The sequence below is a fragment of the Butyrivibrio sp. XB500-5 genome (genome assembly GCF_003625505.1).
GTDB lineage: Bacteria > Bacillota > Clostridia > Lachnospirales > Lachnospiraceae > Butyrivibrio.
In genome coordinates, this window is the sequence record NZ_RAIS01000001.1 from 1,001,038 (window position 1) to 1,023,325 (window position 22,288).

19 protein-coding genes and 1 riboswitch are annotated in these 22,288 nt (G+C 41.4%); of the genes, 4 read left to right on the forward strand and 15 right to left on the reverse strand.

Annotated features, from left to right (window positions below; genetic code table 11):
* Nucleotide 1 precedes the first annotated feature (1 nt).
* The 8 genes from D6856_RS04560 to D6856_RS04595 form a co-directional block, all read right to left on the reverse strand.
* The gene (locus tag D6856_RS04560) at nt 2-955 is read right to left on the reverse strand and encodes a glycosyltransferase (RefSeq protein WP_120685978.1); all 954 of its coding nucleotides are present in this window, start codon (nt 953-955) and stop codon (nt 2-4) included.
* 10 nt (nt 956-965) lie between these two features.
* Nucleotides 966-1,385: a sugar 3,4-ketoisomerase gene (locus D6856_RS04565; protein ID WP_120685910.1), complete on the reverse strand. Its 420-nt coding sequence runs from the start codon at nt 1,383-1,385 to the stop codon at nt 966-968.
* Nucleotides 1,375-2,955, reverse strand: coding sequence for a DUF6056 family protein (locus D6856_RS04570; protein ID WP_120685911.1), 1,581 nt, complete (start codon nt 2,953-2,955; stop codon nt 1,375-1,377). The genes D6856_RS04565 and D6856_RS04570 overlap by 11 nt, the downstream gene beginning before the upstream one ends.
* Before the next feature lie 2 nt (nt 2,956-2,957).
* On the reverse strand, nt 2,958-4,037 hold the full coding sequence (locus tag D6856_RS04575) for a GDP-mannose 4,6-dehydratase (protein ID WP_120685912.1): 1,080 nt from the start codon (nt 4,035-4,037) through the stop codon (nt 2,958-2,960).
* Nucleotides 4,038-5,516, reverse strand: coding sequence for a sugar transferase (locus D6856_RS04580; RefSeq protein ID WP_120685913.1), 1,479 nt, complete (start codon nt 5,514-5,516; stop codon nt 4,038-4,040).
* Nucleotides 5,517-5,566: 50 nt separating this feature from the next.
* Nucleotides 5,567-6,574 carry a WecB/TagA/CpsF family glycosyltransferase gene (locus D6856_RS15325; protein WP_243114029.1) on the reverse strand — a complete coding sequence of 336 codons (1,008 nt, stop codon included), beginning with the start codon at nt 6,572-6,574 and terminating at the stop codon, nt 5,567-5,569.
* A gap of 481 nt (nt 6,575-7,055) precedes the next feature.
* A complete protein-coding gene (locus D6856_RS04590; RefSeq protein ID WP_120685914.1) occupies nt 7,056-7,589 on the reverse strand; it encodes a hypothetical protein in 534 nt (177 codons plus the stop codon).
* Between the two features lie 41 nt (nt 7,590-7,630).
* Nucleotides 7,631-9,880 carry a LicD family protein gene (locus D6856_RS04595; protein WP_120685915.1) on the reverse strand — a complete coding sequence of 750 codons (2,250 nt, stop codon included), beginning with the start codon at nt 9,878-9,880 and terminating at the stop codon, nt 7,631-7,633.
* Between the two features lie 167 nt (nt 9,881-10,047).
* Here D6856_RS04595 and D6856_RS04600 point away from each other — a divergent pair, with 167 nt between their 5' ends.
* Nucleotides 10,048-11,037: a hypothetical protein gene (locus tag D6856_RS04600; RefSeq protein WP_120685916.1), complete on the forward strand. Its 990-nt coding sequence runs from the start codon at nt 10,048-10,050 to the stop codon at nt 11,035-11,037.
* 64 nt (nt 11,038-11,101) lie between these two features.
* On the opposite strand, the gene D6856_RS04605 is transcribed toward D6856_RS04600, so the two are convergent.
* The 4 genes from D6856_RS04605 to D6856_RS04620 are packed head-to-tail and all read right to left on the reverse strand — an operon-like array spanning nt 11,102 to nt 15,095.
* On the reverse strand, nt 11,102-11,872 hold the full coding sequence (locus D6856_RS04605; RefSeq protein WP_120685917.1) for a histidinol-phosphatase: 771 nt from the start codon (nt 11,870-11,872) through the stop codon (nt 11,102-11,104).
* A gap of 14 nt (nt 11,873-11,886) precedes the next feature.
* Nucleotides 11,887-12,735 (reverse strand): carbohydrate ABC transporter permease, encoded by an 849-nt coding sequence (locus D6856_RS04610; RefSeq protein ID WP_092248300.1) that lies wholly within the window; start codon nt 12,733-12,735, stop codon nt 11,887-11,889.
* Nucleotides 12,736-12,747: 12 nt separating this feature from the next.
* On the reverse strand, nt 12,748-13,656 hold the full coding sequence (locus D6856_RS04615; RefSeq protein ID WP_120685918.1) for a carbohydrate ABC transporter permease: 909 nt from the start codon (nt 13,654-13,656) through the stop codon (nt 12,748-12,750).
* An 8-nt stretch (nt 13,657-13,664) separates the two neighbouring features.
* The gene (locus tag D6856_RS04620; RefSeq protein ID WP_120685919.1) at nt 13,665-15,095 is read right to left on the reverse strand and encodes an ABC transporter substrate-binding protein; all 1,431 of its coding nucleotides are present in this window, start codon (nt 15,093-15,095) and stop codon (nt 13,665-13,667) included.
* A gap of 149 nt (nt 15,096-15,244) precedes the next feature.
* Between D6856_RS04620 and D6856_RS04625 the strand changes: the two genes are divergently transcribed.
* The 3 genes from D6856_RS04625 (at nt 15,245) to D6856_RS04635 (ending at nt 17,989) form a co-directional block, all read left to right on the forward strand.
* Entirely contained in the window at nt 15,245-16,807 is a 1,563-nt protein-coding gene (locus D6856_RS04625) for an ATP-binding protein (protein ID WP_120685920.1), read from the forward strand.
* The gene (locus D6856_RS04630) at nt 16,800-17,486 is read left to right on the forward strand and encodes a response regulator transcription factor (RefSeq protein ID WP_120685921.1); all 687 of its coding nucleotides are present in this window, start codon (nt 16,800-16,802) and stop codon (nt 17,484-17,486) included. Before D6856_RS04625 ends, D6856_RS04630 begins: the two co-directional genes overlap by 8 nt.
* A gap of 110 nt (nt 17,487-17,596) precedes the next feature.
* Nucleotides 17,597-17,989, forward strand: a complete 393-nt coding sequence (locus D6856_RS04635; protein ID WP_120685922.1) for a pyridoxamine 5'-phosphate oxidase family protein — start codon at nt 17,597-17,599, stop codon at nt 17,987-17,989.
* A 50-nt stretch (nt 17,990-18,039) separates the two neighbouring features.
* On the opposite strand, the gene D6856_RS04640 is transcribed toward D6856_RS04635, so the two are convergent.
* From D6856_RS04640 to htpG, 3 genes are all read right to left on the reverse strand, one after another.
* Complete coding sequence (locus D6856_RS04640; RefSeq protein WP_120685923.1) at nt 18,040-18,747, reverse strand: energy-coupled thiamine transporter ThiT; 708 nt, start codon at nt 18,745-18,747, stop codon at nt 18,040-18,042.
* A 45-nt stretch (nt 18,748-18,792) separates the two neighbouring features.
* Nucleotides 18,793-18,891, reverse strand: a riboswitch (TPP riboswitch).
* 86 nt (nt 18,892-18,977) lie between these two features.
* Entirely contained in the window at nt 18,978-20,159 is a 1,182-nt protein-coding gene (locus D6856_RS04645) for an esterase/lipase family protein (protein WP_120685924.1), read from the reverse strand.
* A gap of 62 nt (nt 20,160-20,221) precedes the next feature.
* Entirely contained in the window at nt 20,222-22,288 is a 2,067-nt protein-coding gene (gene htpG / locus D6856_RS04650) for a molecular chaperone HtpG (protein WP_120685925.1), read from the reverse strand.

A 22,288-nucleotide genomic window follows, 5' to 3' on the forward strand; every position in this document is an offset into this window, starting at 1 on the left:
CTCACTCTTTATTTTTATCTAAATCCGAATCATCGGAGCGATGAATCTCATCAATGATGAACGGTGGACGATTACGTGACTCTTCAAGTGTACGCCAGATATATTCTCCGAGCATTGAGAGCATTAAGAATAAAACTCCAAACCCAAAGAACAATACCGTCATCTCCGATGCGTAACCTAGAATAGGTGTCTGCTTGGTTACCTTTTCCGTTATCACATAAATTATTCCGATCAAAGACAAAAGCGCAAAGATGCTGCCGAGTGTTGCCATGCATCTGATCGGGAAATATGAAAAGCTCATCATTGAATCGATCACGAGCTTTATTTTCTTTCCGAGTGTCCAACGAGACTTTCCGATCTCTCTGTCTTTTCTGTGGAAGTAGATTTTCTCGGTCTTAAATCCAACCCACATAACCTGAAGTGTAAGCGATGAATTCTTTTCATCCATCATCTGAAGTACTTTGATAACCTGCCTGTCTATAAGATAGCAGTCGCAGCCACCCTGAGGCATGTCTTTATTAATAGTCTTTCTTACTAGCCAGTAGTAGCAGCCTGCAAAGAATTTCTTTACGGGATTCTCGTCTCTTTCTCCTCTGATAGCGAGAACGACCTTATTTCCGCGCTTCCAGCTCTCGTACATCTCAAGGATAAGTGTGGAATCTTCCTGAAGGTCGGCCTGCTTGGTAACCGCACAATCACCTGTGCATACCGAAAGTCCTGCAAGGAGAGCCGCATGCTCACCAAAGTTTCTTGAAAGCTTGGTAGCAACAACGTTTTTATCCTGCGCAGCGATCTTGTTTATAATCTCCCAGGAGTTGTCACCGGAACCGTCGTCAACAAATACTATCTCATAGTCGCCAATCTTTCCGAGAACCTTTTCCTTAAGGTCTTCATATAAAAGCTCCAGTGTATCAGAGTTGTAATAAACCGGAATAACAATAGAAAGTTTACTCATAATTTCTCTTTTACCCATTAATTTCCTTTATAAATTCATCGTAGTCACGAATATATTCGCTCTCGATGTAATGCTCGCTTGCAAGGCAAAGAAGAACCGAATCGGGAGAAAAATCATACATTTCCTTCCAGACCATGGGGCCCAAATAGAGTCCCATTCTGGGCTTATCCAGAACAACAACCTCTCTCTTCTTGCCGTTATCTATAAGGACTTTGCTGCTGCCGCTCACATTTATAAGCACAAACTTAGTATATCTGTTAGCGTGAAGTCCTCTCTTGATATCTCTTTCAGAGCCGTAAATATAGAAAACCCTTCTGATATCAAAAGGTATATCAAAGCCCGAGCCTTCCGCAACAACAAGGTTACCCTTATCGTCACCGAACTCCTTAAACTCAAGGACTTTGTAGCTCTCTTCAAAATCACTCTTCATGTTTTATCCTCTCAATTACCACATCTTTTTTGTTATACCATGTTGCCATATTGGTGTTGATCCAATAATCGGCAAACTCGGGATCGGTTATGTCTTTATAAAAGAGCATGTCCGGCGCATCCGTATACTCTTTCAAAACTGCCGTCTCTACAGAAGTATCTTTTAACACCTTAAGTCTTTCGTTGTTCTCTTCTTTGTATCTTGCGGCATTTCCCGTTGTGATCTCATATAACGCGGAAGTCGCAGTATAGTAATGCGGATTGGGAACTACGCAAAGTGCTGAACCGTAAACAAGTATAGCGGCAAGCACCAAGATTACCGATGAAGCTTCCCCGGAAAAAGAATCATTGTCTGATACCGTAAATGCGGCACCTGCTTTATCCTCCCACAGACCTCTGATCCAGGCCGTGAGATAAAAAACAGTCATGACTGCAAAGAATACAAACTCCATCCATGCAAGTACAACAAGTCTTCCTTCATCGAAATTCGACACCGCATAATACGGCGGAGTCAGATTGGAAGACACCATTCCGTAAGCAAACAATGCAAAAACAAAAGGATGGCGAAGCTTATTCTTAAGTTTTCCTGCAAGTACCCAAAAAATCGGAACAAGGAAAAGTAATACAACAAGAGTCTCCCATCTTGCCATCTCATCAATAATAACATTAAACGTTCCGTATAACGAAAGCAAAACAGCTTTTACAGGCGAGTTACTTACTGTATCTGCGGTTCTGATCTTTATTCCGGGTGCTGTAACACTGAATCCAAAGCCTATTAAGTTGATCAAGGCAGGAATCCAAAGAAGCTTTATATATTTTTCCCCGATTTCACCAAGCCCTTCCACGCCTATCTTGGAGAACTTGTTCATCACACAGATAAAAATAACAAGAACCGAAACGATCGCAAGTTCAAGGGCCGTCAGATAGTTGGCACCTCCCAAAGGAAAACCCCATATACATGCCCATATGAATTTACCCATGCATGCTTTTTTATTCTCATCATAAAGAATCCTGATAAGAAGTCCTACCCAAAAGAATGCCATTCCAAAAGTAAAAACATAATTTACAGCACCGCTCCACCAGTAAAAGCCTTGATTTCTCGCCTTACTGTCTTTAAGAAAATGAATCATCATGATGAGCGTTGCCATAGAAACCACATTGGAAAGGTGCTTATCAAATTTCCATGCTCTGACAAAAAGCGCATTAAAGAAATAACATACTCCGAAAACAAGCATTGCGATAATTATGAACGGAACAAGAAAGTAAAACTGTTCACCGAATACCGCGGGACATAAGCATGTCAATAATGCCGAAAAATAATAGCCTTCGTAATTATAATATATCCAGATAGCTTTCTTAAAAGCTTCAACTATTGCACCAAAGAAATTTCCCGTAGCGGCGAAATACAGATGAGGTTCGCGCGCCATGGAAAAATCATCTGCCGACGGAAAATCATAAAAGCCCATGATAAGCAAAGGAATAAGACTTAATGCAAAGATGCATATCATTACGATGCTGAGTGTCTTATATGATATTTTCTTTTTTAAAAAAGGTAATTTATAATCCAGCATTTTTAACCGTAATACTCCTTGTACCACTTGGCAAATCTTCTAAGGCCTTCCGTAAGAGACGTGGAAGGTTTAAATCCAAAATCATTTTCAAGTGCGGTCACATCCGCATAAGTAACTTCAACGTCACCCGGCTGCATGGGAACCAGCTCTTTGTGTGCATCGAAGTCATAGTCCGCGGGAAGTACTCCTGCAAATATAAGTTCTTTTTGAAGTATATCAACAAAGTCCAAAAGATTTACGGGATCATTGTTTCCGATATTGTATACCTTGTATTTAACACCGTTCTCATTCTCATCGGGAGACTTCTGCATCACGTTTATAATGCCCTCAACGATATCGTCAACATACGTGAAATCTCTTTTGCAATTACCGAAGTTAAATATCTTAATGGTATCGCCGTTTACAAGCTTGTTAGTAAAGCCAAAATATGCCATATCCGGTCTTCCGGCAGGTCCGTACACGGTAAAGAATCTAAGACCCGTTGAAGGGATTCCGTAAAGCTTTGAATATGAATGTGCGAGAAGCTCATTGGATTTCTTGGTCGCAGCGTATAAAGAAACCGGGTTATCAACCTGATCTTCAACACTGTAAGGGATTTTCTTATTACTTCCGTATACGCTCGAACTCGAAGCATACACAAGATGAAGAACGCCGCTGTAATCCGGCGTTTTCTTGTCATAAGAATGTCTGCATGCTTCGAGAATATTGTAAAATCCGATAATATTTGATTCGATGTAGGCGTCGGGATTTTCTATCGAATATCTTACGCCGGCCTGCGCAGCGAGATTGACTACGACCTCAGGCTTAAACTCATCGAATATTTTTGTTATAAGTTCTTTGTCGGCGATGCTGCCTTCAACAAGCTTAAATCTGTTCTCATCACCGCCTGTTATTTCAAGGATTCTCTTAAGTCTGTCTTTCTTGATCCCGACATCATAGTAATCGTTCATGTTGTCGATTCCGAGAATCTTTGCATCGCTATATCTGTTTAAAACCGCAATCACAAGATTGGCGCCGATAAAGCCGGCCGCTCCGGTGATCAGTACTCTTTTCCCAGATAGATTTATGTTCTTACTAAGCATTTATTTTGCACCTTTTCCGAAAAATACTACATAAAAAGTTTTGGCAATTATCATAAAGTCTTCAGTAAGACTCCAGTTGTCGATATATTTAAGATCAAGTTTTACAACCTCATCAAAATCCTCTATATCACTTCTTCCGCTGATCTGCCAAAGCCCCGTAAGTCCGGGAGTCATAGAAAGTCTTCTTCTGTAGTACCCGTTATATCTCCTAAACTCCTCCACCGTGGGTGGTCTTGTTCCGACAAGGCTCATATCACCTTTTAATATATTGAGAAACTGCGGGAATTCATCAAGACTTGTCTTTCTGATGAAAGCTCCGACCTTGGTGATTCTGGGATCGTTCTCCATCTTAAACATAAGTCCCTTCATCTCATTTTGTGACTCAAGTTCCTTCTTACGCTCCTCAGCGTCAATATACATTGATCTGAACTTGTAGATCTTAAATCGTCTTCCGTTCTTGCCTATCCTCGTCTGAGAAAAGAAAACAGGTCCGGGCGAATCAAGCTTGATCGCCGGCGCAAGGAAGAGTGTGATGATTCCTGTTACCAACACCCCTATAAATCCGAATACTATATCAAAACTACGTTTTATAAACAGACGCTTGTAACTTGTTCTGTTCATGGAATAAGTTATCACGGAATAGTCCATAAAATCTTCAAACTGAGTAGTAGCCTTACCGACACCGGGAAGTCCAAGGCTGTATCTGGTCGTGATACCCATCTCCTCAAAGCCCAAGATAATATCCTGTATATTATTCTGAGGAATATTGGGCGTATTGATAAACACCTCATCAAACGGATCAGTCAAAAGTCTTGCTGTAAGATTCTCAATTCCCTCATGAATATGCACTCCGTCTATGTACCACTCGCCGGTTGTCTGTCTGTTGCCGCCCTGCGCATGCAAGCCGTCTGCATCAGTACTCTCCGGTTCAGTATCCGCCGCATAGGCCCTTACTATCTTGTATCCAAGGAACTCAGCGTTTGATGTCAGCTTCTTGATCGTGCTTTCCATTAAATTTCTCTCTGCAACCACAACAACTCTTACAGCGTTAGAGTCACTTGATATCGCTTTTCTGAAAAACACCTTGAAAGCTATCCGTGCAAAATAGGTCAAAAGAACATCAAGTAATACAAAGTAAAACCAAACAAGTCTTGAAAGATTATTCCACTTAAATAAGAACACAACAAACACCGAAGCAATGATCATCACTCCGATGAATCTGACAACACTTAGAAATTCTTTAGCGAAACCTCTTATGCAAAAGTCTCTGTTCCAGTCAGCAAAGAAATTGTATACAACACAAAAAAGAAGAAAAACTATACACACCATGTAATGTGCCATTTTATCTTCATCTAAAAGTTCTATCCTCTTTTCACCGCTGAATCTTATAAATGTAGCTATCACGTAGGATACTATGATACACATCATGTCAATAAGCCATAATATGTATGTTTGAAGTGTTTTGTTATTATTACTCATAATCCGTATTATACCATACCTTGTGGCTTTTTTGCCTCGAAATGCCACACCTATCTGTGTTTCATAGTCAAATCTCTTAATAAATAACAGAAAAACTTTGTATTGGTCACAAAATACCTCGAAAACAATCTCTTGGGATCCTGAAACAGTCGATAGAGCCACTCAAATCCTATTTTCTGAAGCCATTCGGGGGCTCTTTTTATAGTACCTGCGTGGAAGTCAAAGCCTGCACCGACGCCCATCATAACGCCCTTAACCTTATCCTTGTGAGCAAGCATCCATTTCTCCTGCTTGGGTGCACCAAGACCTATCCAAACAATATCAGCTTCGGCGGCATTAATTCTCTCAACATCCGCCGCATCTTCCTCCGGAGAAAGAGCTCTGAACGGAGGCGAATACATTCCTCTTATATCTATTCCGGGATATTTATTAAGAAGTTTTTCTTTGAGAGCATCAAGAGTCTTCTGCGATGAACCGTAGAAATAATGTGATGCCTGCCCGTCCGCCGTATCTCTGAACATATGCTCCATAAAATCAGGACCGGCAACCCTGTCTGCTCCTATATATCCTTCTTTTCTTTGTAACTTTGCTATCGGAGCTCCATCGGCAAAAGTGTATGCCGACTCGTTAAGAACATTCTTGTAATCTTCGTTTTCTCTTGCCATAACGGCTGTATGCACATTGGAAAAGCAGATATATTTACCCGATAACTCTTTTAAATGTCCAAGTACATGGAAAACCGCTTCTTCTGTCCTGGCGATCGCGTACTTTACTCCGAATATTTCATATCTCTCAGTTCGCACAAATGCAGGAATAGAAGCATGGTTCTCAACATCCGTTATGATTCCGGATTTAACTTCATAATCAGCGCAATTCAAACCATAATAAGTCCTTATACCGAGTTCTTCAGCCTTCTTAGCAATCTCTTTTGCTGTAGCTTCATTTTTTTCGCTATCCATTATCAAAACATCGTCATATTGCCCTTCATGATAATGGGCTACTATACTATCGACGTCAGCATCCTTTGCAGAAACAGTGAGAACTTTTCTATCTCTCAATCCGCCATGACTATCCAAATAACTTTTGCGATAAATCAATCTAAAAATGGCACAATAAATTATACTGAAAGCAAAAAACAATCCTATGACCACTCTGGATGAATGAACACTGATCTTAATAGCATACATATACAATAAAGAAAAAGCCATTAAAATACACTTACCCTTAATGACTGTCACCAGATTTTGCACCGGATCCTGAAGAAAAATATGTGTCTTCCTACTATCATAAATAAAAAAGATAATCACATAAAAAATACACAAAGTGACTGTGATCATGATATATAAGCCATACTGTAATTCTAAAGCGAGCAAAAGCTGCTTTCTGAATCTTATCGAAAAAGCAGTAATCATCGCAAGAACATTAGCAATCTCATCAAGTATGAATATTCTTTTTATTGGAAAATGCTGTTTCTTGTAGGTGTTCATAATCTACTCCGTAGGGATATCTCCGTTCCTACCTTCATAATACCATTTCGGCTTATGAAAGTGTTGTCTTTTTTATTTTCGAATTGTAGATAACTGCGGCGAATACGTCTACGCAGTAAATAAAACTCATGATCGCGTAAAGAACCGCGCTGCCGGAAGGAAGCACATTCTCCTTTTTTGCGGCAATCGCTGCGCAAAGCCCGATACTTCCGGAGTAAATAATGGTGAAAACATCGATCAGGATCACCACTATTACCATTCCGATTCCCCATATGCTCAAAAACAGAACGCTGAATATTGCAAATAAAAAATAGATGACATAAGCCGGTATATGAACCAGCTTTACAATCTTATTGGCTTTTGCAAGCTCTTGCGCCCCATACTTTCCCTTTATGGTCTGAATAAGTGTAACGATAGACAATGTAAACGCTACCAAGGCCGCACATATCGGAACGGTATATAAAAGCTCCGGACCGATACTTGCCGATAAAACCGGCGCTATCGAAGGCATTATAAACATAAATATAAAACAAAAAGCAATTATGTATGGAAATAACATTATAAACCAAAATCTTTTACTACTCATAAATAAAAACCTCTTTCCTTTTTAAACAATATACAATCAGGTCACACCTTAAAATCTGCGATCATAACGGGCTTCCCCTCAACAGCAAATGCGGGAACAAATGCTGACGCGCTTCCGTAGTAAGCATCGTACTCTCTCGCCACATCGTCGGCGCGGCGTGGTGATGCGGACACGATTTCTATTATCCCCTCTTTTTCCGTTTTATGCAAAATATCAAGAATATCCCCGTACGCATCAGTGCCTTCCGGTGCATAGTCCGGACTTGGATACAATAATACGGATACTTTAAGCTTACTTCCTGCGTTTCTCATGATCTCAAGCTTATTATTTAAAAGCTCCGCAAAAGAGCCTTCGCATTCCGCCGGTTCATTTGCGCCAATGCAAACAAGAAGCCTCTTTACGTTTGGTCCGGCACCGCCGTGTACATCATCAACATATACTTTGCCGCTTTGCACGGGACCCTTGGCGGCATCACGGACTTTTATCTTTTTTTCCCAGATATCCTTAGTCTTCTCACCGGCAAATGCGGTAAGGACTTCAACATAGCGTCTTTTGATATTCTCCGACTGCACATAAACAATATCCGCATATACAACACCGGGAGCTGTAACATAATGTCCCATATTGTAGATGTCCGTTTTGTCATTAACACCAATCTCAGCCGTATCCGCGATCGGAACATATATTACTTCATCCGCATATTTTCTCACATTTTCCGCGTAAAATGAAGTGGGCACCGTAAGGCAAGGATTAGCGCCGTCGTACGGGTTATGTATATATACGGTCTCGGGAGCATGCAAGGAAATATCATATCCTGCCCAGTCCGCATAATCTATGCCGCTCGGATAGTCTTTCAAACATGTAGCATCCGCCATCTCTTCATCACTCATATTAATATTGCCAAGAAACGTCTTCTTCATAAGCGGAAGCGGAACCACAAATACATCTGTTTTTTCATCGGATACAGCCATTTGATAATACTTGTCAAAAGACTTCCACTCACGCGGACCGATACTAAGAAAGAGAACTTCTTTCCTGTCATATATATTCTCTTTTACAACTGCTGCCACCTTATCAAGCGCAGCCCTGCTTTGTGAAAAAGCTGCTTTGCCGGCTTCTTTTTTTCCATCGGAAGCCATGTCTTCTTCCAAGTCACCTATCGCATTACACTCTTCCCAGAGCGCATCACAAAATGCTTGCAGCGCATCTACAACATTAAGAGTGCAAGTTCTTTTCTCGCCTTTCACATTCTCTGTCAGCGTCCCGAAATCTGCCGCCAGTTGCTGAAGATCTGCAACATCCTGCATAAGATCATCCGGAAGCCCTTCAACAACATAAAGCAGTCTCTCCATCTCGGCATGACATTCTTTTGCTATTGTCTTAAGCGAACCACTCTTATCGGGATCGTCACGCTTAAGCATCACTTCATCAAAAACAAATCTCGAAAGAGACTGTCCGCTCAGCTCCTCCATCTCTTTTTTCTGACCTTCAAAGAATGGATAGTTATGACCGTCCCAAACCTTTTTTAAAGCACAGTAATCTCCGTATCTTTTCCTAAGCATCTCATTGTAACGGGCAGGCATGGGTATCGTCGTATCTTCAAACGGAAGTCTTATGCTCTTTTCATACAGAGATTTATTCTCTCCCACTCTGTTTCCGTTTTTTAAAACCCAAGGAAAAATCTGTCCTACAAGCTTTGATTCTTCCGGCTTAACCTCAGCCATCCTCTTCTCGGCTGCTCTATACAGCTCTACAGCGCTATCTCTTTTTTCTTCATCGTCAATATAGTTTTCTGCTTTGGCGAGAAAAGTCATTACTTCCTTATCTCGCGCATTCTCTTTTTCCTCATCCTCATAAAGATAATCCTTTATAAAGATGTCTACGCCCGCAAGATACGGGAAATTGTTGTGTGTATCAAGATAGCTTATGTCAAAGCACATCTTGGAATTATTGACAACTCTTGCAAGAAAGAGCCAGTGATTTTCTTTTCTCTCATAGTCGTGTATCACATAATTATCGGGAAGTTCTTTATCCGCAACCTGTCTGAACTTCTCATAGTCATCTCTGAGCATGCAGATATCCAGATCATCGTCCCACGGCACATATCCACCGTGCCTTACCGCGCCGAGAGCCGTTCCCCAATCGGCATAATATCTGATCCCATGCTTTTTGCATATTTCATCTATTGTTTCAAGAACGTCCAGAGTAGCAGCCCACGCCTGCTTTATCGCAGTCGGTATGTAAAAACCGTTTCTGACTTCGTCTCTGAAAAAATCGATAGACCGATTCATAGTCTGTCCCCTCTCACTTATAAAACGCTTATATCTCTTCTATTTTACTAACTTATACGCATTTCAACAATTGTTTATCTTATGTCTTTATACATGTCAGATTGATTCTTATTCGTATCTCCTGTATCATATTAACGGGAAAATAATTTAGAGGGAGAATAATAACAATGGAAAACTACAGAGAAAATCTGGAGATAGATCTTAAAGATCTGGCCAAGTATATCCTCAAATTTTGGAAAACGATAATTCTTCTTGCTATTATCGGATTGATCCTTGGATGTGCACTATCCGGAGTCAAGGGTTATCTAGCCGCAGTTTCTGTTGACGAAGAAAATGAATATGCAGATCTTGACATTGAACTGACAGACACTCAGATTGCAGAGCTTGATTTAGCACTTGATACATATGATATATTTCAAAAAACTCGTGAAACCGTAAAAGACAGTATCCTTCATGATATAGAGTCTTACAATTCCACAAATAGCATAAGCAAAGATGACGCTGAAGGTCTTTGGTATAAAATACAGACGCTCAGTACAACATCAAATGCTCAGCTCTCCGGCGGTGGCTCTGTTTATGGTTCACTTAATGCAGATCAAAAAAAGGCTTTTGATAAAGAAATAGGACGAACTGAAATTGAAGAAGAGATGTCTTTAACTTCTCACATTAGTATGTTAAAGCTCGGCTTCTTGGGTGCCTTCGGATGCGCTTTTCTTGCGATCGTATTCCTTGCACTTAAATATGTTCTTTCACCCAAGCTTAAAACCGAAGATGATATCAGATCTGCATTTAAGCTTCCGGTACTCGGTTCCATCGTAAAGAAAACCGATGACGGACTTGCTGTTATCTGTAGCAGCATTATGGCTCTTGCACACGGCAAAAACGCCAAGAACATCCTTCTTTGCTCATCTCTTGCAGAAGGCGGCGCAAGCAGCTACATGACACAGGTTGAGGAATTCCTTAAGGGTAAAAACATTCCCGTTTCAATTGCAAGCAACATCTTAAGCGATCCTTCTTCAATCGATAAAGCCGCTGAATCCGACGGACTTATCTTATTTGAAGGTATCGGCGAATCAACTTATGAAAACATCAGCAGAGAAGTTGAACTTACAAACAACCTCGGAATCAACGTTCTCGGAACGGTTGTCGTTAAGTAATCAGCCTGCAAAGGAATCAATAAAACAAAAGAAGCAATCACGTAATGTGGTTGCTTCTTTTTGGTTATGGTCTGATAATATCTACGATATTGTCACCGTATTCTATTTTATTTCTCTTTAGGAACTCATTAAACTCAGGAACATCCTCGGGGTTAATAAGCACTCTGGGGTCATGGGCATCACAGCCTATGACAAACTTCGCTCCCATCTCGGAAGCCATCTTAAAGAATCTGTCGCTCGGATAATGTCTTCCGTCTATAAATCCGTAAACATTTAATTCAAGCGGGAAATCAAGCTCTATTGAAGCTTCTACGATGCGTCTCATATGCTTAAGATATTTTTCTTCATCTCCCGTATAGTTCATAAGATCTGGATGACACAGATATGTAAAAAGACCTGTCTCCATTCCTTCAATAGCAAGGTCAACATATGCTTTCAACTTATCTTCGTCGTTTGTCGGAGCTCCGACATAGAATCCGTCCACTTCATTCGGAGCAAAATGCTGCCCCAGGATCATGTAATCAAGCGGAAACTTTCTAAGCTCATCCATCAGACGATCAAAAAATCTGTGTGAATATTCGACCTCATATCCGATGAGGATCTGTATCTTATCTTTGTACTCTTCTCTCAAGCTTACAAGAGTGGATGTGTAATCCTCAAGTTCCGACATGTCCATTCTGATTCCCGAAACAAAGCCCTCGGGATAAGGCTGTGGAACATGATCGGAAAACCCCAGTATCTTATATCCTTTTTTTATCGCAGCTTCTATATATTCTCTCTCCGAGCCGGCGGCATGCTTACACCTTATCGTGTGGGTGTGGTAATTTGCTAACATTTAAAGCGCTCTCCTTATCCTTTTACCGCTCCCGCTGTCATGCCTGAAATGAAATACCTGTTAAATCCTATATAGATGAGTATCATTGGAACCAGTGAAATCGCTGTACCCGCAAGCATCAAATTCCAGGAAGATGCGGCATCTCCCGAAGACTTAAGATGCATTATGCCTACAACCAAAGGCATGCGAGAAGTGTCCGTCATTGTAAATACCATCGGAAGCATGTAATCATTCCACGCACTTCTGAACGCGAGTATGGCAACAGTAGCTATAAGCGGCTTGCAAAGAGGAAAGATGATCCTTGTATATATTCCTGCAAAAGAGCATCCGTCAATCTTGGCAGCCTCGTCAATCTCCTTTGGAATGGATGTGATGAAACCTCTCGCGATGAAAAGATTGGTAACATTCATTCCAAAGACACGTATTATAATAACGCCCCACAGTGATTTATTCAAATGCACCGCCTTCATTATCATAAGAAGTGGATAAAGAGTCAGTGTACCCAATGAAACAAACATTGATGAGACCATAAAATAGAAAATTATCTCTTTTCCCTTAAAGGTACCTCTGGAAAAAGCATATCCACAAACGGTACTGGACATTATCGCACCTATAACACAAAAGAACGATAAGAAAATACTGTTCTTGGTATAGGTCGAGAAATCCGCAAGTTCCCATGCTTTAGAATAATTCTCAAGAACAAAGTGCTTTGGAATAAGCGTGTTTCCCGTCGTCAAAATGTCCATATTACTCTTGAATGAGGACATGAAAGTGTAGAAAACCGGAAAGAAACTGAGCATAAAGAATACCAACAAAAAGAGGTAGATAAGCGTGTTTCCGAAATTTCTTTTTACCCTGTACATATTCTGCCTCCCTTAGCCTTCGTATTCTTTCAGTTTTTTGGTAGCCTTAAGATAAACAAAGGTCACCAATCCAAGGAAGATAGCCGTGATAAGTGCCATCGCGGAAGCATATCCGACTTCTATATTCCTTCCTGATTTTCCGAAGAACGACTTGTATATGTATGTCATGACAACCTCGGTTGTACCCCCGGGCTGTCCGTTTGTGCATGATATTACGAGATCGCATACCTTAAGACTTCCTACGATCGCCATGAGAAGTATCGACTGGAATATCGGAGCTATCATGGGAAGAGTTATCTTAAAAAATCTCGTTAGTCCCGTAGCTCCGTCTATACTTGCGCAGTCATAGAGTTCCTGTGGAATGCTCTGAAGCGCCATCAAAAAGAAGATCATATTGATACCGTAGTTCTGCCAGACCGATGCTATTCCCAATATCAGCATGGCTTTCCACTTGGTATTGAACCAGTTGATGGGCTTTTCTATAAGACCTATATTGGCAAGAATACCGTTCACCATACCGTTGTGTGATGCAAACAGGAGTGAAAAGATAAGTCCTATAATAACCGCCGATATGATCGCCGGAAGAAAAAGTGTAACCCTGAAAAAAGCCATTCCTTTCAGTTTCTTGTTAAGAAGAACCGCAAGGAGGAGGGCTAGCGGTATCTCTACCGCCAGCTTTCCCGCCGAGAGGATTACAGTATTGAGAAGAGACTGCCAGAAATCGGGATCTCTTTTGAATGCTCTGACAAAATTGGCCAGACCCGTGAAATCGCAATCGCCGAATCCGCTGTAATTTGTAAACGCATATCTTAGTATGTAAACGATCGGAACGTAGCTGAACATGATAAAACCGATAAAAAACGGAAGTATCATCAAGAACGCTTGCACATTATCGTCGCTGAGTCTAAGCTTTTTTCTCATATCTTATATTAGTCTCTCTTTACGTTATAACTTGAGGGTGCAACATAGTCTTTCAGCTCTGCTTCATCCAGTTCTTTTAGTCCGCCGTTCAAGCGATCGTCAAGATCTTTGAGAACCGTAGCCGCATCCTCCGAATATCCGCCCGAGAAGAGCTTTGCTAGTGTTTCTCTTGCAGAAAGTCCTTCGTATGTGATAACGCCCTTGGGGTCAGCCATTCTTACTATGAACTGATTGTCCTTGAATGTTGAGAACTCTTTCCATCCCTTTACGGATGATTCTCCTGCGATATCAAGAACTTCGCTTCTGTACGGAATATACATTCCCTGCTCGTACATCTCTACAAGATTCTCGTCTGCATAGAACCACTCAAGAACTCTTGCGATCTTAGATGTATCTTTTGCATCGAGTGCCTTCTTGGCAACACCGAGAAGATCGACTGCGGCAACCATCTCTTTGTAGTCGTAACCACCCTCCTTGATTGTCGGAGGATCGCATACTACCCAGTTGCACTCTGCAGGGAACTGCTCTGTATAAACGGCAACGTCAAAGCTTGCTGCCATAACGATACCGACTCTGCCTGCGGCAAACTGCGCTCTTGCAGTGTCTGCATCCATATTTTCGTATCCGGGGAAAACGCTTCCGTCATCGATCATTCCGAGAATATCCTGTACGATCGGAAGTCCGTCTGAATACTTATATGTTCCCGAAACGGCATCATAACCGAAGTGTCCGAGTGCAGCCGAGGATACACTGTAAATATAATGATCGAGTGTCCATCCGCTCTGAAGCGCAAGGAAGAATCCGTATGCCTCACCGTTCGAAGCTTCCGTAATGATCTTGGCATCTTCTCTTACCTGATCCCAAGTTGTGGGAATTTCCTTGATTCCTGCCTTGTCAAAAAGATCCTGATTGATGATCATCTTATATGACTGAAGGCTGTAAGGAAGTGTATAAACCTTATCGTCGAAAACCTGATCGCCTATGATAAGATCGTCCTTACTGTACTTTGAAAGAAGTGAATCGCTTCCTTCAAGATCAGAAATAGGTACCGCATATCCGGCACTTACATATTTTGCAAAAGTATTGGATGAAGGTCTGAAAAGATCGGGACCGTCGTTAGCCATGAGAGCTACGTTGATGACATCGGCGTAATCCGAACCGTATACAGTGTAATCAATCTGAATTCCTTCTTCTTTTCCGATAGTATTATTAAACTCCTCTACCTGAGCTTCTCTGATAGTCTGTTCATGTGCATTGTCACTCCATACCGTAACGACCTGAACATCTCCCGCAGGAGCCTTTTCGCCGTCCGCAGTTTTATCTGCTCCATCAGCACTTGTCTGCGAAGCAGTATCACCCGTTCCGCTGTTTCCGCACGCTGATACCGTCATTGCCAGCATTGCGGAAGCCAGTATTAGCGACATAATTTTTTTCTTCATTAATTTCCCTCCTCCATTAAAAAACGTTAATCCTTTATAAAATGATTATATGAACTTTTTTGCACCCGGAACAGTTGGATTTTTTTTACACCTTTTATACAATCAACATAGGTAGTACAATACAAAATACATGGGAGGGTGTAAATTTTATGGCAATCAGTGTTCTATTGCTATTAATATGTGCGATGGTACTTATTTTTCTTGTGCCGCACAGCAGATACGGTCTCCCCATGTTCTTTATGATCATCGGTATCATTTTTACAACCATTTCGGTTCTTTTTCAGTATTACAGTTCATCAAGCTATGTCCCGCCCACATATTTTCCGCTTCGTGATCTCGATATTTTCATATACAGATTCGTCGGCCACAGCTTCAAGCTTCCGATGAAATACATGCAGCTTGTAAGGAATCTTGGCGTTGCCATCTACCTTCTCGGAATCTCAACACTTATTGATGTTATAAGACGAAACGTCAAACAGGGTGGCCCCGACACTTCGGTTACGGCTTTTCTTGTTTCAAAGATCATATTCACAGTTCTTGCCGCAGCTTATCTTTGTTTTTACAGCACCAAAAACGCTTTTTCCGCGTATTTAAAATATCATTCCATGAATGATATCGCGCGACACAGATTGAAACTTCTTTACAGCTTAACGCACTCCGTTTTCAGCATTGTTATCGCAATCTACATGTTTTATCCGCTTCTTTTTTTCCTTTTTAATCTGTTAAAAAAGAAGATGACATGTTTTCTCAGTACGACGATAATACTGTTTACAAGCGTCTCTTTAATAAACATCGCTTTCTATCACTTTATTTTTGTCGGCCTGTTTAAAAACAGCCCTTCATATGTATTTAATACAGGATTCTGGTTCTTTAACAGAATTAAACGTATTCCTCCGATGTACATAAGTCTCTATCCCGTGTTTGCACTTGGAATCCTCATCTTTATCGTTATCAGCATTAACGGATTCTTTTCCCTGGATCTGATCGCATACTCCAGAAACAGAGTTTTGAAGAAGCAGATCGATGATCTTAATTACAATTTAAAAGACGTCTTTCATTCGGAAAAAAATCTGATGTTCTCGATGAACATACTGGCAAACGAAGCGCTCTCTTCCTACGGAACAGACGAGGGAAAAGAAAAGCTTGAAAGAATAGTTGCGATATCAAATAAGCAGATGAAAGCCCTCTCCGATTCACTGGGTGCTATCAAGCAGCTTCACATAAAACCAAATGCCGTCGATATCAGAGCTCTGACTGACGAAGCGATAGAACAGGCCGGAATTCCGAATGATATAATTTTGGAAAAAAGATATTGCGATTTTCCCGTACTATGTACGCTTGATAAATATCACACCCTGCATGCAATATCCAACCTCATCATCAATTCGCTTGATTCACTCTCGATGCGAAATGATTCTTCAAGCGGCGAAGAAAAAAAGCTTGTGATAACTATTGAAGCGAGCGAAGAATGGGTATACTGGTCTTTGTGGGATAACGGAACGGGAATCGCTCCGGGCTCCGTCAGAAAACTTTTGATGCCCTTTGCTTCCACCAAATCCAAAAATTCAAATTGGGGCATAGGACTTCCGTATGCGTTTAAAGTCATAACTTCTCAGCTTGGTCAGATGCACATAACGGGAAGTAAGAAAAAAGCCGACCACCACGCTCTTGTGGAAATTCTTTTACCCAGGAGAAAAAAAGAAAATGGATAAGATAAAAATACTCATCGCAGATGACAATAATGAAATAAGAGATTACTTTGGCGGGATCATTTTTCACGAGCCCGATATGGAGCTTATGGGAAGCGTTTCATCCGGAATAGACGCCGTCTCTTTTGCCCTGGAAAACAAGCCGGATATAGTCCTCATGGACATACAGATGGAGACAAGAACCGCCGGAATAGATGCAGCTAAGCGCATCCTAGCGGAAGACAACAATATCAAGATTGTGATCCTTACGATCCTTGAAGATGACGATCTTCTGTTTCAGGCTTACTGCGCCGGTGTTATGGACTACATCATAAAGACCGATTCGATCACACAGGTCCTCTCTTCAATAAGGAACGTATACAAAAACCAATTGATCTTACGTCCGCAATACGCCGAGAAGATCATTGAGGAGCTCAGTCATGTCAAGGAGCAGCAAAAGAGCCTTTTCATGTTCATGAACATACTTACCAAGCTCTCAAACAGTGAATTTGAGATTCTAAAGAGTTTGTACATGGGAATGACCTACAAGCAGATATCGGAGCTTCGATATGTATCGACCGTAACGATAAAGAGCCAGGTGCACAGCATTCTCAAAAAATTCAATATGAAGAACATCAAAGAAGTTCTTAAAGAGCTCAGAGTTGTCGGATTTGAGCAGTTTATCGATCAGAACGGCAGGTGAGTTATGTTTTAACTCAAAATACATTAAATTTAGTCTAAATCCTATTTATTTGATAGGTGATTAGTGATAATATATAGTAACCAATTTGTTTTTTATAAAGGAGAGCAACTATGCAGAGAGTCGAGAAATTTTTAAAAGAAGCACAGACATACTACCTTGCAACAGTAGATAAAGATCAGCCCAGAGTACGTCCCTTCGGCACAGCAAATATTTTTGAAGGAAAGCTTTATATCCAGACAGGAAAGTCAAAAGATGTATCTAAGCAGCTCCACGTAAATCCCAAGTTTGAGATCTGCGCATTCAAGGACGGCACATGGCTCAGAGTATCCGGAATCCTTGTAGAGGATGACAGAAGAGAAGCCCGCCAGGCTATGCTCGATGCTTATCCGGAGCTTAAGAACATGTACAGCGCCGATGATGGAAACACAGAAGCATTCTACATCAAGAATGCAACAGCAACATTCTACTCATTCACAGGAGCACCTGAAACAATTACATTCTAAAATAATTAAACGCAAGACGGTAAACGTCTTGCGTTTTTATTTTCAGATCTTTACGCCTGAGCTGAAGGCTCGGTGTTGTTCTTTTCGTTAGACAGATTCGTGACAATATAGTCTATAGCCTTTTTAACAACCGGAATGTTGATTACGATAAGCGTAAGCACCATCTCGATAAGGATATAACTGTAGTTATATACAATAGGATAAACTGACGCGAGGCTCTTAGGAAAACTCTCCGGCATGTAATCCATCCAAAAGATATATCCTCCGATCGTATGGAATAGTCCTCTAATCAGAACTGCAATTACATATCCGGTGATAAATCCCTTTTTCTTACCATACCAAAATCCAACGATTCCGAGTGCTGTGAAAGCAAAGAAATAATCGCAGCATGTCTGGAATGGTGTTAGGAAATATTTACCGCCGGTCTGAATAAACTGAAGGATACTATAAGCAAACGCCGCGGTTAATCCTACTCTTATTCCAAAAACATAACCTATAAGGCAAACAAAAAACATTGAAAACAGAGTTACGGAACCTCCCATGGGAAGCTCATACTTGATATACGAAGTGACAAATGCAAGCGCAAGTGCAGCACCTGCAAATGTGAGTGCTTTAACATCAAGTTCTTTGGTATTCTGTCTCTTTGCAACAAAGAATGCCGCTGCAAAGATCACGAGCAGCAAGATAACTACCGTAAGGTAATAACCTGCCTTGGTGAGCTCATAGTAGTCGCTCACATAACTAATAAACTTGGACATAAAAATAACCTCCTGCATTTCGCTAAGAGGGTGTGTGAAAACTTAGGTTTTCTAAATATGCTTCCTTCCGCCGGTATTGCCCGGTTCAAGTAATGAGGGTAAGAACATCGTTCTATCTCAGCATCTGCACCCCTAGCTTATTTTATTTTTTCAAACCAAGTTTATGCCTGTGACGCCCAAAAGTCAATCACTGAAAAAGGCTACTGTTCCGAAAAACAATAGCCTTATTTTTAAAATCCTTTTTGTCTCAGATCACTCACAAGCTGCACATAAAATTCTCTGACATCAAAATTCTTGATATTCTCACGGTTCAGATCGATCATATCTCCGTGAGATATTCCTCTTTTTCCGTAGGGTATAAGCATTTTAAAATTGCTTCCCCAAGGGAATGATTTTTCTCCGACAAGTCCGTCGTTTCGTCCGTCAAAGAACTTCACCAGATTGTAGGACATGTTAAGAGGGAATCTGCCTGCTGCCGGCATTGTCTGTATTGAGCCGACAGACTGGTAATAAACTTCTTCTCTGTCCGGAACCTCTTCATTGCGCTTATGACACGCTGAATGTGTTAGGTCTGTAACAGCACCGATAAAATCGGGATTGATATCTCCAAGTTTTGCAGCGCCCGCATTGTAGGCACGTGCAACGGCTTCTTTCTGTGCAGTGGGAATCTTCTCGAGAAGAAAATCCGCAAATTCACATCCTCTGTGAGGAGTATTTATCGTTGTAAGAGAAGCAACATCCTCATATGCTCCGCACTTTGAGATCGCATATCTCATATCAAGTCCGCCCTTGGAATGAGCTATGACATTGACTTTCTCACATCCTGTCTGCGCCTTGATATCTTTAATCCTCTTTGCAAGTTCCTCGCCACTGGCAGCAACAGGCGAAGCACTGTTATGTTCTCCGTAGAATATCGTTGCACCGTTATCTATAAGTTCCTGAGGTATTCTTCCCCAGTAATTAAGGTGCTCAAAATCTCTGAAGAACACGCCGTGAACCATCAATATGGGATACTTGGTCTTGCATATCTGCTGTTCTTTTCGTGAGGCATTAAGATTGATCTTCTCAGTTTCAACTTTGACCTCTTCGTCTGCAGTCTTTATGATCTTTCCAAGCAGGATAAGATGAGCGATCGGTACCATTCCAAAAACGGCGCCGAGCACTCTCCACTTGATCCCAAGCTGGTTACAGTTAATGTATACAAGGATTATTCCTATCCAAAACAGTATGGCTTCCGCAAGTATTATCAATAATATCTTGACCACAAACCACACCGGACTATCGCGAAATCCTGAAAATCCGAATGGATCGCTAAAAAGATCCCATATGTAATAACATACAAGCATCGCGGTGCTTATCAAAAAGATCTTTAGCAGCGTATTTCCTCTTTTTATCGCGTTTATTCTGTTCATTATTTTTCCCCGACAAAACCTTAATAATAAATTTTTGTTAATCTATTATTACAGATTTTGTATTATTTTGCAAGTGCCATCATGATCTCGTTGCTTCTTGTCACGAAAGCGGCCATTGCATCACCTTCGAGAGGTGCATTCTGGATACGGGCAAGATCGTAAAGCTGCTCACAGATCATCGTTGTGTTCTCTGCGTCCTTGTTATCCATTACATACTGAACAAGAGGATGGTTGGCATTGAGCACAAGTGTCTGTCCCTCATTTCCGAAGTCTCCCATTGCCATCCCGTTCATGGCATACATCTTCATCATGTCGGCCATACGTCTTGAATCCTCGGATACGGTGAGCATTGAAGCCATCTTCTTATCCTTAAGCTTCTCAAGTTTGATATTAAGCTTATCGTTCTTAAGCGCCTTCTTGATCTTCTCGCCAAGCTCTTTTTCTTTTTCCTCGAGCTCAGCAGCAACCTTCTTGGATGTTCTGGACTTGAATGTATCTGTAAGGTCTGCGTCGATTCTCCGGAATCTGATACCCTCATTCTTAGACTCAAGCTGCTGCATGAAAGGAGTATCGATGTTGTGGTTCATAATGAACGCTTCCATCTTCTGGGCCTTGAACATTTTGATGTACTGACTCTGCTGCTGCTCGTCGGTAACATAGTAGATGGTGCGAGACTCTTTTTCTTCGCCAGCCGTAGAATCAACGGCTTTTGCTCCGTCATCAACTACTTCCGCTTCTACTGCATTTCCGTCTTCGTCGACAGCCTTAGCTGCTTCCTCAGCTTCCTTGTTGATCTGAAGCGCATCGGGAAGTGTGAGGTACTTGCCGTCAAGATTCTTGAAGAGAATGTAATCATTCATCTTCTCGCAGAACTTGTCGTCGCGAAGGCAACCGTATTTGATGAAGGGGCTGATGTCATCCCAATACTTGTCGTAATTCTCTTTATCTGTCTTGCAAAGTCCTGCAAGTTTCTCCGCAACCTTCTTGCTGATATACTCAGAGATCTTCTTAACGAAGCCGTCGTTCTGAAGCGCACTTCTTGAAACGTTAAGAGGAAGATCGGGACAATCGATAACACCCTTTAAGAGCATAAGGTATTCCGGAATGACTTCCTTGATGTTATCTGCGATAAATACCTGGTTGTTGTAAAGCTTGATAGTTCCCTCGATAGATTCAAACTCCATGTTGATCTTAGGGAAGTAAAGGATACCCTTTAAGTTGAAGGGATAATCCATGTTGAGGTGAATCCAGAAAAGAGGTTCCTTGTAATCTCGGAACACTTTTCTGTAGAACTCAAGATATTCTTCATCCGTACAATCCTTGGGTGTTTTGCCCCAAAGAGGATGTGTGTCATTGAGAAGCTGAGGTCTTCTCTTGATCTTGTACTCAAGCTCAGGCTCTTTATCCTCGCCCTCTTTCTTCTCGGGATGAACTTCTTCAATGACAATATCGGAATCAAGCTTCTCGCTTGCCTTGATCGTCTCTGTATCCTGCTCGTTTTCTCTTGAGAGATATATCTCGTAAGGCATGAATGAGCAGTACTTCTGAACAACTTCTCTTGCCTTGTACTCGTTGCAGAATTCAAGACAGTCGTCGGAAAGATGAAGTGTGATGGTTGTTCCCACTTCCTTCTTATCTCCGTCAGACATCTCAAAATCGGAGCCGCCGTCGCATGTCCAGTGAACGGAAGCAGCATCTGACTTATATGAAAGTGTATCGATATCAACGGAATCCGAAACCATAAATGTTGAATAGAAACCAAGACCGAAATGACCGATGATCTGATCTGCATTAGCCTTGTCTTTGTACTTATTAAGGAAGTCGGTAGCACCGGAAAAAGCTACCTGGTTGATGTACTCCTCGACCTCTTCCGCAGTCATTCCGATACCGTTATCTACGATCTTGATGGTCTTGTCTTTATCATTAAGGATCACATCCACACGAGGCTTAAAATCTGCGGGAAGCTCGTACTCCCCCATCATATCCATCTTGCGGATCTTGGTGATCGCATCGCACGCATTTGAAATTACTTCTCTGTAAAAAATATCATGGTCCGAATAAAGCCATTTCTTTATGATCGGAAACATGTTCTCGCTGTTAATTGAAAGATTACCCTTTTTTGAAGCCAT

What these genes read in the sequence shown, in the direction of transcription:
- D6856_RS04580 (WP_120685913.1), bottom strand. Translation starts at nt 5,516, where the DNA reads ATGAGTAATAATAACAAAACACTTCAAACATACATATTATGGCTTATT.
- D6856_RS04560 (WP_120685978.1), bottom strand. Translation starts at nt 955, where the DNA reads ATGAGTAAACTTTCTATTGTTATTCCGGTTTATTACAACTCTGATACA.
- D6856_RS04625 (WP_120685920.1), top strand. Translation starts at nt 15,245, where the DNA reads ATGGCAATCAGTGTTCTATTGCTATTAATATGTGCGATGGTACTTATT.
- D6856_RS04590 (WP_120685914.1), bottom strand. Translation starts at nt 7,589, where the DNA reads ATGAGTAGTAAAAGATTTTGGTTTATAATGTTATTTCCATACATAATT.
- D6856_RS04620 (WP_120685919.1), bottom strand. Translation starts at nt 15,095, where the DNA reads ATGAAGAAAAAAATTATGTCGCTAATACTGGCTTCCGCAATGCTGGCA.
- D6856_RS04600 (WP_120685916.1), top strand. Translation starts at nt 10,048, where the DNA reads ATGGAAAACTACAGAGAAAATCTGGAGATAGATCTTAAAGATCTGGCC.
- D6856_RS04635 (WP_120685922.1), top strand. Translation starts at nt 17,597, where the DNA reads ATGCAGAGAGTCGAGAAATTTTTAAAAGAAGCACAGACATACTACCTT.
- D6856_RS04645 (WP_120685924.1), bottom strand. Translation starts at nt 20,159, where the DNA reads ATGAACAGAATAAACGCGATAAAAAGAGGAAATACGCTGCTAAAGATC.
- D6856_RS04640 (WP_120685923.1), bottom strand. Translation starts at nt 18,747, where the DNA reads ATGTCCAAGTTTATTAGTTATGTGAGCGACTACTATGAGCTCACCAAG.
- D6856_RS04610 (WP_092248300.1), bottom strand. Translation starts at nt 12,735, where the DNA reads ATGTACAGGGTAAAAAGAAATTTCGGAAACACGCTTATCTACCTCTTT.
- D6856_RS04630 (WP_120685921.1), top strand. Translation starts at nt 16,800, where the DNA reads ATGGATAAGATAAAAATACTCATCGCAGATGACAATAATGAAATAAGA.
- D6856_RS04615 (WP_120685918.1), bottom strand. Translation starts at nt 13,656, where the DNA reads ATGAGAAAAAAGCTTAGACTCAGCGACGATAATGTGCAAGCGTTCTTG.
- D6856_RS04595 (WP_120685915.1), bottom strand. Translation starts at nt 9,880, where the DNA reads ATGAATCGGTCTATCGATTTTTTCAGAGACGAAGTCAGAAACGGTTTT.
- D6856_RS04575 (WP_120685912.1), bottom strand. Translation starts at nt 4,037, where the DNA reads ATGCTTAGTAAGAACATAAATCTATCTGGGAAAAGAGTACTGATCACC.
- D6856_RS04605 (WP_120685917.1), bottom strand. Translation starts at nt 11,872, where the DNA reads ATGTTAGCAAATTACCACACCCACACGATAAGGTGTAAGCATGCCGCC.
- D6856_RS04570 (WP_120685911.1), bottom strand. Translation starts at nt 2,955, where the DNA reads ATGCTGGATTATAAATTACCTTTTTTAAAAAAGAAAATATCATATAAG.
- htpG (WP_120685925.1), bottom strand. Translation starts at nt 22,288, where the DNA reads ATGGCTTCAAAAAAGGGTAATCTTTCAATTAACAGCGAGAACATGTTT.
- D6856_RS04565 (WP_120685910.1), bottom strand. Translation starts at nt 1,385, where the DNA reads ATGAAGAGTGATTTTGAAGAGAGCTACAAAGTCCTTGAGTTTAAGGAG.